Raw genomic sequence first — 11661 nt, 5'->3', positions numbered from 1 at the left:
TCCAGGCGAACAGCAGCGCGTAGTCGGGGTAGGGGTCGGAGAACGCGTCGGGAGGGAGGATCGGGATGCGGGCCCCGGGGGTCAGCCGGCCCTGCTTCTCCCGCGTCGAGTCGCAGATGAACGGGATCAGGTCGGGGCCTATCCCGCAGTAGTTGGTGACCGTGGCGCTCTTGGACGTGGCGCCGTACCCGACCACGCTCCGGCCCTCCGCGCGCAGCGAGGTGAGCAGCTCGACCAGCGCACGGCAGTTGGCCTCGACGCGGGCGCCGAATTCCGTGTAGACCTCCGGCTCGGCGAGCTGCTGCTTCTCCTCCGACGCCAGCCACTCCGCCACCGCCGGGGCGGGAGCGCGCTCTCCCGCCCGCGCCGTCGTGTAGCGCATGGCGCCGCCGTGTACCGGCAGGTGCTCGACGTCGACCAGTTCGAAGCCGAAGCGCTGCGCCATGTTCTGCACCGAGCGGACCCCGAACAGGTAGAAGTGCTCGTCGTAGATCTGGTCGAAGTAGGCGTGCTCGACGATGTCGCCGAGGTAGCGGTCCTCGAACACGAAGGCGCCGCCCGGGGCAAGAAGCGCGTCGGCGCCGGCGAAGATCGAGTCGATGTACCCGATGTGGCTGATGGTGTTGGCGGAGAAGATCAGCTGAGCCGGTCCTTCGGCCGCCCGTATCTCGGCACCGGTCGCCTCCTCGAAGAAGCAGCTGCGGACCCGGCAGCCCTGTTCCCGAGCCACCTCGACGGCGCTCTCGGCGGGGTCGACGCCCAGGTGCCGTACTCCGGCACGGCTGATGGCGCCGAGCAGGATCCCGTCGTTGCAGCCGATCTCGACGTAGAACGGGTCCTCACCGACGAGTTCGGTGGCCAGGAAGCGGTCCGCGGTCGCGGCGAAGTGCTTTCGCATCACGGCGGATCCCGACGAGCGGTAGGGATAGTCCCCCGGGAACATGCGGTCCCGGGGGACTTCCTTGAGCTGCTGGACCATGGAACACGTCGTGCAGTGGCCGACGGTGAGCCGGTAGAAGAACTCGGTATTGCCACCGTTGGGGTCGATGAAAGCGTCGGAAACCGGCTGCCGTCCGAAGTCGAAGAATTCCTGGACGGTACCGCCGCAGATACGGCAACTTGTCATGCTCGGCAGCGTACTGACGACCCGTAGGGTGGCCAACCCCTATTCAATCGGGGGGAAATAAGGGACGGCCCCGGTGCCATGGCACCGGGGCCGTCCCCCCGGGGGGAAGGGAAGTGGTTCAGAGAGTTCTGAGGACCTCGCGCAAAGCGCTGATGACCTTGTCCTGGAGTTCTTCGGAAAGAGAGGGGTACATGGGCAGAGAAAAGATCTCGTGGGCCAGTTTTTCGGTCACCGGGAGCGACCCCTTGTCGTACCCCAGATGCCGGAAACCGTCCATGGTGTGGACGGGCCACGGGTAGCTGATGTTCAGCATGATGTCGTACGTCTTGAGCGCCTCGATGATCGCGTCGCGCTTCGGGTGCCTGACCACGTAGACGTAGTAGACGTGTTCGTTGCCCGGGGCCGACCGGGGCAGGACCAGGTCCGTGTCGCCCAGGGCCTCCTCGTAGCGGCGGGCCACCGCGCGCCGGCCCGCCGTGTAGCGGTCCAGTCTGGTCAGCTTGCGGCGCAGGATCTCCGCGTGCACTTCGTCCAGGCGGCTGTTGTGCCCGGGGGTGCTGACGACGTAGTAGCGCTCCTCCATGCCGTAGTACCGCAGTCGGCGCAGGTTGTGCTCCACCTGGTCGTCGGAGGTGATGACGGCGCCCCCGTCGCCGTACGCCCCGAGCACCTTGGTGGGGTAGAAGGAGAAAGCGGCGGCATCGCCCATGCTGCCCGCGATGCGCCCGTGGTGGCGGGCCCCGTGCGCCTGAGCGCAGTCCTCCAGAACGGCCAGGCCGTGGCGCTCCGCCAGCCGCTGCAGCGGTTCCATGTCGACGCACTGCCCGTACAGGTGAACCGGGAGCAGGCAGCGGGTCCGCGGCGTGATGGCCGCCTCCACCTGCGCGACGTCCATCAGGTAGTTCTCCGCGTGCACGTCGACGAACACCGGGGTGGCGCCCACCGAGTCGATCGCGACCACCGTGGGCGCGGCGGTGTTGGACACCGTGACGACCTCGTCGCCCGGCCCCACGCCCAGTGCCTGCAGCGCCAGCTTCAACGCGTTCGTGCCGTTGTCGACCCCGACCGCATGGCGTACGCCGTGGTAGGCGGCGAATTCCTCCTCGAAGCCGCGCACGCTCTCGCCGAGCACCAGCTGCCCGGAGCTGAAGACCCGGTCGACGGCATCGAGGATGTCGTCCCGCTCCACCTCGTATTCCGCCAGGTAGTCCCACACGCGTGTGACCACGGCCGCCTCCACCTCCTGTGTCGATGTTTCACGCCCGAGGCCCCAGTGGCCTCCGTGGCTGACGTCGAGGGGAATTCGACTACAGGGGTGAAATCCCAACAACCCCTAGATGCCCCAGCGGAGTGCTTCCCACCCCAGTCCGCATGGAACTTCCTTGATGTCCCACCGGCGTCATGGCTATTTTCCATACACCTTCTTGACCGGCCAGGACGATATTTCGGTTCGCTATCAAGGGATATGGGCGAATGAAGGGAATAATTCTTGCGGGTGGGTCGGGGTCCCGGCTCACTCCGGTGACGCTGGCGGTATCGAAGCAGCTTCTGCCGGTCGGCGAGAAACCGATGATCTATTACCCGTTGTCCGTTCTCATGCTCGGCGGCATCAGAGAAATCCTGATCATCGCGAAGCCTCACGACATCCCGCAGTTCCAGCGGCTGCTCGGAGACGGCTCGCACCTCGGGGTTTCCCTCACCTACGCGGAACAGGCCGAGCCGAACGGCCTCGCCGAGGCCCTGATCATCGGGGCCGACCACGTCGGTGACGACACGGTCGCCCTGGTACTGGGCGACAACATCTTCCACGGCCCCCGATTCCAGGGGCTGGTGGAGGAGAACGCCAAGAACGTGGCCGGTTGCGTGCTGTTCGGGTACCCGGTGAAGGATCCCCAGCACTTCGGCGTGGGGGAGACCGACGAAACCGGCCGACTGGTCTCCATCGAGGAGAAGCCGGAGCACCCCCGCTCCAACCGCGCCATCACCGGGCTGTACCTCTACGACAACGAGGTCGTGGACATCGCCAAGAACGTCCGGCCGTCGGCCCGCGGTGAGTTGGAGATCACCGACGTGAACCGGGTCTACGTGGAGAGCGGCCGGGCGAAGCTGATCGACCTGGGCCGCGGCTTCGCGTGGCTGGACACCGGAACCCCGGAGGCGCTCCTGCAGGCCTCGCTCTACGTGCGGACCCTGGAGGAGCGGCAGGGTGTGCGTATCGCCTGCCTGGAGGAGATCGCCCTGCACAAGGGCTTCATCACCGCGGAGGAGTGCCACCGGCTGGGCACCGCGCTGGGGAAGTCCGGGTACGGCCAGTACGTGATGGACATCGCCCGCGAACTGGTCGGCTGAACGGCGCGGCGTCCCGGCCGGAGGATCGCAAGCATTCCTCCGGCCGGGACGCCGTTCGGGTTCAGCGGACGGCGACCGGGCACCGCGCGATGCCGCGGACGACGGGAGACCGCATCCGGCGCACCACCTCGCCCTCCGGGAACGGCGCGCACCCGCCCGCGGCCAGTGCGGACACCGCGGCCTCCGCCAGGAGGCGGGCGGCCGGGCCGATGGCGGCCGCCGGCGAACCGCCGGCCAGTGACAGGTGGACGCCCGCGGAGCCGCGCCCGGTGTCGAACCGGTCCGGGGCGGCGAACACGTCCGGATCCCGGTTCGCCCCCTCGACGAGGACCACCACCTGACTGCCCTTGCCGACCTCCTGGCCGGCGAGCGTGACATCCTGCGCGGCGATGCGGCTCTCCAGCCGCACCGGCGGACAATGCCGCAGAGTCTCCTCCACCATGTCGGACGCCGACCGTGCGCCGGAGCGCAGCATCTCCCACTCACCGGGGTGCTCGGCCAGGGCCAGGAATGCATTGCAGACCAGGTTCGCGGCGACCTCCACGCCCACGGTGAACAGCAGCGCCAGAACCACGCCGTCCTCCTCGTCCGGGACGGTGGCCGACTTCGCGGTCAGGTCGCGCAGTTCGTCGAAGGCCACCACCAGCCGCCTGGTGGCATCCAGCGTGGGAGGGCACAGCAAGGAGTCCAGCAGAGGAGCGACGTCGGCACACAGGGCGGGCAACCCCTCCCGCCGCTCCGGCGGCACCCCTGCCGCCTCCGCGAGCACCGTGAGCACCGCGGGACGCGCGAAGTCGGTCATGGCGTCGAACGAGCCGGAGTCGCGCAGGCGGTCGAGCCTGTCCGCGAAGACCGCCTCCGCGTCCCTTCGACGGTCCGAGGCCCCGGGGCCGAGGAACGAGGAGACGTGGTCCCGCAGCCGCCCGTACTCGTCGCACTCCATTGCCAGCAGCGCGTCGTCGACCGTCAGCACGTGCTTGAGCGTGGTCCCCGAGTCGATGCCGAAGACGCGGCGGCGCCGACGGGCGGCGGGATCGCGCAGTTTCAGCCGCGGATCCCGGAGGATCTCGGCGCCCAGCCCGTGGTTGACGGTCACCCACACGTCGGACTCGCTCTGCCGCAGCTCGGGACGGCCGCGCATCGCCCGGTACAGCCGCTGTGCGTCGACCTCCTGGGCCCGCAGCAGCAGCGCGTACGGGTCACCCCGGTTCCCCCGCATCCACTGCGTGCCGCGTGCGGCCAGCAGATGCCGCGATACGTCGCTGTCGTCGAAAAGCCTGGGATCGATCTGGTGCCTGGTCATGCCAAGACTTCTCCATTCACTACGGCTTTCCCTCGTTCATAGCCGGGCGGGGAGTCCGGGAACACCCCTGCCAGGGGGGTGTGCGGGCCACTGCCCCGGCGACCGTGAAGAGGGGTGGGTAGGGGCTGCCGGGACCGCGTTCACGTGTGAGGGTTGGGATTCGCTTGGCGCCACGCCGTGCCATGCGTGGAATGCCACTGCCCCGGTTTCCCAGGTCAGGGAAAGTCAACTGCACGACCGGATGATTGAGGAAGTCGACGTCAATGACCAAAGCTCTGATCATCGGTGGTGGGGTCGCCGGGCCGACCACAGCCATCGCCCTCCAGAAGGCCGGCATCGAACCCGTCGTCTATGAGGCGTACGACCGCGGTGCGGACGGAATCGGCCAGAATCTCGTACTCGCGGTGAACGGCTACAGCGCATTGCTCGCGTTGGGCATGGACCATCTGACGGATGGCTTCGACATTCCCCGATATCGGTTCCACCTCGGGAACGGAAAGCAGCTGGCACAGGTCCCCAACGGCGCCCCGCTGCCCGACGGGACCGTGGCCCGGGCCATCACCCGCTCCGACCTTTACACCACGCTGCGGGACGAGGCGATCAACCGGGGCATCGAGGTCAACTTCGGCAAGCAGCTGGTCGACGCCAAGATCACCGACAAGGGCGTGACCGCCTTCTTCGCCGACGGCACCACCGCCGAGGGAGACCTCCTCGTCGGCGCCGACGGACTGCACTCCGTCACCCGGAAGACCATCGATCCGGCGGAGCTCAAGTTCCGGTACGGCGGGCTCTGGACCACCGGTGGGTACGCCACGGGCGTTTCCGCCCCCAGCCACACCGGAACCGAGTTCATGTACCTGGGCAAGCGCGCCTTCTTCTGCCACATCCCGGACCACGAGGGCCGGATCTGGTGGTACGCAAGCGTGACCCGGCAGAAGGAGCCCACCCCCGAGGAGCTGGCCTCCCTCACCCCCGAGGCCTGGCGCGAGTCGCTGTACGAGCTCTTCGCCAAGGACGAGAGCTCCGCGGTGGAGATCGTCAAGGCCACCGAGGAGATCTGGCCGCCGCGGCCGATCTACGACATCCCGCACCTGCCCAAGTGGCACAACGGGCGGATGATCGTGATCGGCGACGCCTGCCACGCCACCTCCCCCTCGGCCGGGCAGGGCGTGTCGATGGCGATCGAGGACTCCGTCGAGCTCGCCAGGTGCCTGCGGGACATCCCCGACATCGCGGAGGCGTTCGAGCGCTTCGAGGAGATCCGCCGGAAGCGGGTCGAACGCGTCGTGGAATTCGGCCGGCAGTGCGGCCGCGCGCTGCAGGTCAACGGCCCCCTCATGCGCATAGGCCGGGACATCTTCGCCCGCGTCGCCTACAGCGAGCGCGGGTCCAGGGAGGGGCAGGAGGAGATGCGTTGGCTCTACGAGCACCGCATTGACTGGGACACGCCTATCGGACGCGTCGGCGCGGGCGTCGGCGCCTGACGGCCGATCCCACTGCCGGCAGGGACGACGGAGGCCCGAGGAGAACCGATGCGTGTCCTCTTCACGGTGTACGCCGCGAAGACGCACTTCTACAACATGGTGCCCATCGCCTGGGCGTTGCGTGCCGCGGGGCACGAGGTGTGCGTCGCCAGTCAGCCCCAGGTGGTGGAGGCGATCAGCCGCAGCGGGCTCGCCGCGGTGCCGGTGGGCGAGGAGGAGAGCATGCCGGGCCGGCCGGCCCAGGACGGCGACCACGTGACGAGCGGCACGTCATGGCGGAACCTCAACGCCGGTGTCACCGAGACCAGGCCCGAGGTGCTGACCTGGGACTACGTCCTGGGAACCTTCACCGTCGCGTGCTCGACCCACTACGAGCACGCGACCGGTGGCCGGGCGATGCTGGACGACCTGGTGGAGTTCGCCAGGTCGTGGCGGCCCGACCTGGTCATCTGGGACGCGATGACCTTCGCCGGCCCGGTTGCCGCCCGGGCCAGCGGAGCGGCACACGCCCGGATGCTCTTCGGCGTCGACCACATCGGCCGGATGTACGACAAGTACACCGAGCTCCTCGGCCGACAGGAGCCGGAGCGGCGCGACGACCCGGTCGGCGACTGGCTGGCGGGCCGACTCGCACGGTTCGGCTGCGAGTTCCACGAGGGACTGGCGACCGAGATGATGACCGGGCAGTGGACGATCGACCCGACGCCCTCCTGGATGCAGGTCCCCCTGGACCTGCCGTACCACCCCGTGCGGTACGTGCCGTACAACGGGCCCACCGCAGTGCCCGACTGGGTCCACCGGCCGCCCGAGCGGCCGCGGGTGTGCCTGACACTCGGCATGACGGCCAGGGAGGTGCTCGGCGGTGACGTCTTCTCCGTCCAGGACCTGCTGGAATCCGTCGCGGAGCTGGACATCGAGGTCGTGGCGACCCTGAACTCCGACCAACTGGGCGAACTGCGCGCCCTCCCGGAGAACGTGCGGGCGGTGGAATTCGTACCGCTCAACGAGTTGCTGCCCAGCTGTTCGGCGGTCATTCACCACGGCGGTTTCGGAACCCTGGGAAACGCACTGGTGCACGGGGTTCCGCAGATCATCGCCCCCGGACGGTACTGGGACGAACTCGATTTCGGCCGGAGCCTGGAGGAACGCGGCGCCGGAATGCTGCTGGAACACGAGCGGCTCTCCGGAGAGGCACTCAAGAGCAAGGTCGACGGCGATTCCCTGCAAAGCAAGATTTCCCGGATTCTGGAAGACCCTTCCTACCGGGAGAACGCCGAGCGCATCCGGCAGGAGATTCAGCGGACCCCCAGCCCCCGCGCCCTGGTGGCGGAACTGGAAGAAAAGGTGGCCGGGCACCGCGCCTGAAGGGTGCAGCCGGCCGTCCACGGACGGGAAGGAAGAAGATGCCAACTGGACGCTGGGCCGGAAAGACCGCGGTCGTCACCGGGGGCAGCGGATTCATCGGCTCTCACTTCGCCGAGCAACTGCTGGAGCGCGGGGCCAGAGTCATCTGCCTGTACCGCAGGGACAACCGGCAGGTGCTGCCGCAACTGCCGGAGACCGACATGCTGACGACCGTCGGGATGGACCTGCGGGACGAGGTCGCCCTGCGCCGCGTCTTCGACACGGCCCCCGGCGGCGTCGATGCGGTCTTCCACTGCGCCGTCGTCTCCGGCACGGCGGAGGCTCGCCGCGACCAGGCCGCGCGCATCCTCGACGACAACATGCGGGCCGTCTCCAACATCCTGAACTGCGCCCGGCGCCACGGCACTCCGGAGACCGTCCTCCTGGGGTCCAGTGACATCTACGCGGCGTCGGCCCGCACCGACCCGATCCCCGAGGACGACGACTTCCGGCGGGGGATGCACTACGCGCCCGACGGCTACTACCTGTCCAAGTGCTACGCCGAGATCCTGGCGGAGGCGTACCGGCACCAGCACGGCATGAGCATTTTCGTCCCCCGCCTCACCAGCGTCTACGGGGCGCGGGACAACTTCGAGGTGGACACGGACCGGGTGGTGCCCAGCATGTTCGCCAAGGTACTGGCCGGGCAGTCCATCGAGATCTGGGGCGACGGCAGCCAGACCCGCACCTACATGTACGTGACCGACCTGGTCAGGGGCATCCTGCGGATGGTCGAGGCGAACAAGTACCAGACGTTCAACATCGGCACCACCGAGACCGTCTCCGTACTGCAGCTCGCCCAGATGGTGTGCGCGGCGCTGGGGGAGCCCGAGCGCATCACCTTCGACCCCGGGCGGTCCGGTGGCCGGCCGAGCCGGACGCTCGACGTCAGCCGGCTCGACAGCGTCGTCGACCTCCAGCCCCTGTCGCTGCGCGAAGGGCTGGAGGAGACCGTCAGGTGGTACCGCCGCCACTGCGGACCCATCGCCACGGCGCGCTGACCAGCGCCCGTCCACACCCCCCGTCCACCTGCCTTCACCCGTCCTGCTGGAGAGGGTTCATGCGCGTTCTCATCACCACATCCGCCGTCAACTCGCATCTGAACAACCTGGTGCCCATCGCCTGGGCCCTGCGCACCGCGGGACACGAAGTCTGTGTGGCGAGTCAGCCCAACCTCACCGAAGCGATCAAGAGCACCGGGCTGACCGCGGTGGCCGTGGGCGACAGCCTGACCCCGCCCCGCGGCATGCCCGGAACCTCCAGCACTCCGTTCGGCCTGGGGTACGACATCGCCGAGACCAGTCCCGAGAAACTCTCCCTGGACTACGTGCGCGGCACGCTCACCGCGTACACCCAGGCCGCCTGCGAGTACCTGGCGGACAGGGCGATGCGCGACGACCTGGTGGAGTTCGCCCGCGCCTGGCGGCCCGACCTCGTGCTGTGGGACGCACACAACTACGCCGGACCGGTCCTCGCCCGCGCCGTGGACACCGCGCACGCGCGGATCCTGCCCGCCCCGGACCACTGGGGCCGCATGTGGCAGCTCTACCGCGACCTCGCGGGCAAGGAGTCCGCCGACCCGGCGCAGGACCCCATGGCCTCGTACCTGGGCGCCCAGCTGGAACCGTTCGGCGGGGAGTTCGCCGAGGACATGGTGTTCGGACAGGCGACCATCGACCCGCTGCCCGAATGGCTCCACGTACCCCTCGCCACCGACCACCGGCCGGTGCGGCACGTTCCCTACAACGGCCCCGCCGTCGTGCCCGGCTGGCTGCGCAAGGAACCGAAGCGGCCCCGGGTCTGCCTCACGCTGGGACAGACCCGCCGCAGCCTCGGGGTGCGGGGGACCGCGGGGGGCGAGGAGATCTCCGTGGCCGAGGTGCTCGAAGGCGTCGCCGACCTGGAGGCCGAGGTGGTGGCCACCTTGCGGACCGACCAGATCCCGCAGGGCACCAGGATCCCCGACAACGTACGGCTCTTCGACTTCGTACCGCTCAACGAACTGCTCCCCAGTTGCTCGGCCGTCGTCCACTACGGAGGCATGGGAACGGTCGGGGCCGCCGTCGTCCACGGCGTACCCCAACTGGGCATCCCCGGGAACATCTGGGGCGAGACCGGCGTGATGCGCGAACTGGAGGCCAGGGGTGCCGGCCTGGTCGCCGACGGGCGCTCGCTCGTCGAACAGCTCCGCCGGCTGCTGGAGACCCCCTCTTTCAGGGAGGCGGCGGCCCGGTTGCAGCAGGAAGCACTCGCCAAGCCGAGCCCTCGCGACATAGTCCCCGGACTCGAGGAGCTGGTCATACGCCACAGGGAGGCGCGATGAACACGTCCGAAACCGAGCTCGTCGACGCCCTCCGCGCGTCACTCAAGGAGACCGAGCGCCTGCGGGAGCAGAACAGACAGCTCAGCGAGGCCTCCCAGGAGCCCATCGCCATCATCGGCATGGCCTGCCGGTTCCCCGGAGGGGCGACCACGCCCGAGGAGTTCTGGCGGCTGGTCGCCGACGGGGTCGATGCGGTGGGGGAGTTCCCCACCGACCGTGGCTGGGACCTGGGCAGGCTCTACGATCCCACGGCGGAGCGACCCGGAAGCAGCTACGTCCGCGAGGGCGGCTTCCTGCACCAGGCGGCCGAGTTCGACGCCGACCTCTTCGGTATCAGCCCCCGCGAGGCCCTGGTGATGGACCCGCAGCAGCGGCTGCTGCTGGAGACGTCCTGGGAGGCCTTCGAACGCGCGGGCATCTCCCCCCGGTCGGTCAAGGGCAGCGCGACCGGCGTCTTCGCGGGCGTCATGTACCACAACTACCCCGGCAGCTACGGCTCGTCAGGGGTCGTGTCGGGTCGGGTGGCGTACACCTTCGGTCTGGAGGGGCCCGCGGTCACCGTGGACACCGCCTGCTCGTCCTCCCTGGTCACCCTCCACCTGGCGGTCCAGGCCCTGCGTCAGGGCGAGTGCGGTCTGGCACTGGCCGGCGGCGTGTCGGTGATGGCAACCCCCAGGACGTTCGTCGAGTTCAGTGCGGAAGGCACCCTGTCCAGTGACGGCCGGTGCCGGACCTTCGCGGACTCCGCGGACGGCACCGGCTGGTCGGAGGGCGCCGGAATGCTGCTCCTGGAGCGGCTGTCGGACGCCCGCCGCAACGGCCACCGCGTCCTTGCCGTGGTGCGGGGCAGCGCGGTGAACCAGGACGGTGCCTCCAACGGGCTCACCGCGCCGAACGGTCCCGCCCAGCAGCGGGTGATCCGGGCGGCGCTGGCCAACGCCCGTCTCACCCCCGACCAGGTCGACGCCGTGGAGGCACACGGCACCGCCACCGCCCTCGGCGATCCGATCGAGGCGCAGGCGCTGCTGGCCGCCTACGGCCGGGACCGTGAGGTGGGTCGTCCGTTGTGGTTGGGGTCGGTGAAGTCCAACATCGGGCACACCCAGGCCGCGGCCGGTGTGGCCGGCGTGATCAAGATGGTGATGGCACTCCGCAACGACCTGCTGCCCAGAAGCCTGCACATCGACGCACCGTCGTCACACGTGGACTGGTCCGAGGGCGCGGTGGAACTGCTGACGGAACCGGTGCCGTGGCCGCGCAACGGTCACCCGCGCCGGGTCGGGGTCTCCGCCTTCGGCATGAGCGGCACCAACGCGCACGTGATCATCGAGGAAGCATCTGAGGGCGAGTCCGCGGCCCGGCCCGGGGGCGAACCCGGGTCCGGGGAAGCGCGGCCCTGGCTGCTGTCCGGCCGCACGGATGCGGCGCTGCGCGCCCAGGCCGAGCGCATGCTGGCCCGTCTCGGCGAGGACCCGGATCTGGACCTCGCGGAAGCCGCATGCGCGCTGGCGACCACGCGGACCATGTTCGAGCATCGGGCTGCGGTGACCGGCGTGGACCGTGGTGAACTCGTCCGTGGTCTGGTGGCGTTGGCTGGGGGTGAGGAGGCGCCGGGTCTGGTTCGGGGTGTGGCGGATGCCGGGGGTCGGACGGCGTTCGTGTTCTCGGGTCA

Annotated in this window: 8 protein-coding genes and 1 pseudogene; 6 read left to right on the top strand and 3 right to left on the bottom strand. The window is 69.3% G+C overall.

Features of this window, described 5'->3' with window-relative positions:
* Together ACFU8W_RS35650 and ACFU8W_RS35645 are read right to left on the bottom strand one after the other, a co-directional pair.
* Positions 1–1126, bottom strand: a 1126-nt coding sequence (locus ACFU8W_RS35650) for a methyltransferase domain-containing protein (RefSeq protein WP_384046446.1), incomplete at its 3' end; no start/stop codon positions are given.
* A gap of 118 nt (positions 1127–1244) precedes the next feature.
* Positions 1245–2354: a DegT/DnrJ/EryC1/StrS family aminotransferase gene (locus ACFU8W_RS35645; protein ID WP_384046443.1), complete on the bottom strand. Its 1110-nt coding sequence runs from the start codon at positions 2352–2354 to the stop codon at positions 1245–1247.
* Between the two features lie 245 nt (positions 2355–2599).
* Here ACFU8W_RS35645 and rfbA point away from each other — a divergent pair, with 245 nt between their 5' ends.
* Positions 2600–3475 carry a glucose-1-phosphate thymidylyltransferase RfbA gene (gene rfbA / locus ACFU8W_RS35640; protein ID WP_345509540.1) on the top strand — a complete coding sequence of 292 codons (876 nt, stop codon included), beginning with the start codon at positions 2600–2602 and terminating at the stop codon, positions 3473–3475.
* 61 nt (positions 3476–3536) lie between these two features.
* Here rfbA and ACFU8W_RS35635 read toward each other — a convergent pair whose 3' ends face one another.
* Entirely contained in the window at positions 3537–4778 is a 1242-nt protein-coding gene (locus ACFU8W_RS35635) for a P450-derived glycosyltransferase activator (RefSeq protein ID WP_384046439.1), read from the bottom strand.
* A 263-nt stretch (positions 4779–5041) separates the two neighbouring features.
* Between ACFU8W_RS35635 and ACFU8W_RS35630 the strand changes: the two genes are divergently transcribed.
* The 5 genes and pseudogenes from ACFU8W_RS35630 to ACFU8W_RS35610 form a co-directional block, all read left to right on the top strand.
* Positions 5042–6262 carry an NAD(P)/FAD-dependent oxidoreductase gene (locus tag ACFU8W_RS35630; protein WP_345509542.1) on the top strand — a complete coding sequence of 407 codons (1221 nt, stop codon included), beginning with the start codon at positions 5042–5044 and terminating at the stop codon, positions 6260–6262.
* Positions 6263–6310: 48 nt separating this feature from the next.
* Entirely contained in the window at positions 6311–7627 is a 1317-nt protein-coding gene (locus ACFU8W_RS35625) for an activator-dependent family glycosyltransferase (protein WP_384046436.1), read from the top strand.
* A gap of 38 nt (positions 7628–7665) precedes the next feature.
* Positions 7666–8667 (top strand): NAD(P)-dependent oxidoreductase, encoded by a 1002-nt coding sequence (locus ACFU8W_RS35620; protein ID WP_345509545.1) that lies wholly within the window; start codon positions 7666–7668, stop codon positions 8665–8667.
* A gap of 59 nt (positions 8668–8726) precedes the next feature.
* Positions 8727–9989 (top strand): activator-dependent family glycosyltransferase, encoded by a 1263-nt coding sequence (locus ACFU8W_RS35615; RefSeq protein ID WP_384046431.1) that lies wholly within the window; start codon positions 8727–8729, stop codon positions 9987–9989.
* Between the two features lie 2 nt (positions 9990–9991).
* Positions 9992–11661, top strand: a pseudogene (locus tag ACFU8W_RS35610) (type I polyketide synthase); the annotation flags it as partial.

It is taken from the genome of Streptomyces sp. NPDC057565, from assembly GCF_042801455.1.
In the GTDB taxonomy this organism is placed as follows: Bacteria; Actinomycetota; Actinomycetes; order Streptomycetales; family Streptomycetaceae; genus Streptomyces; species Streptomyces yanii.
The sequence above is the reverse complement of the archived record's forward strand: the minus strand, read 5'-3'. Positions and strand labels throughout refer to the sequence as shown.

What these genes read in the sequence shown, in the direction of transcription:
- ACFU8W_RS35625 (WP_384046436.1), top strand. Translation starts at nt 6,311, where the DNA reads ATGCGTGTCCTCTTCACGGTGTACGCCGCGAAGACGCACTTCTACAAC.
- ACFU8W_RS35615 (WP_384046431.1), top strand. Translation starts at nt 8,727, where the DNA reads ATGCGCGTTCTCATCACCACATCCGCCGTCAACTCGCATCTGAACAAC.
- ACFU8W_RS35630 (WP_345509542.1), top strand. Translation starts at nt 5,042, where the DNA reads ATGACCAAAGCTCTGATCATCGGTGGTGGGGTCGCCGGGCCGACCACA.
- rfbA (WP_345509540.1), top strand. Translation starts at nt 2,600, where the DNA reads ATGAAGGGAATAATTCTTGCGGGTGGGTCGGGGTCCCGGCTCACTCCG.
- ACFU8W_RS35620 (WP_345509545.1), top strand. Translation starts at nt 7,666, where the DNA reads ATGCCAACTGGACGCTGGGCCGGAAAGACCGCGGTCGTCACCGGGGGC.
- ACFU8W_RS35635 (WP_384046439.1), bottom strand. Translation starts at nt 4,778, where the DNA reads ATGACCAGGCACCAGATCGATCCCAGGCTTTTCGACGACAGCGACGTA.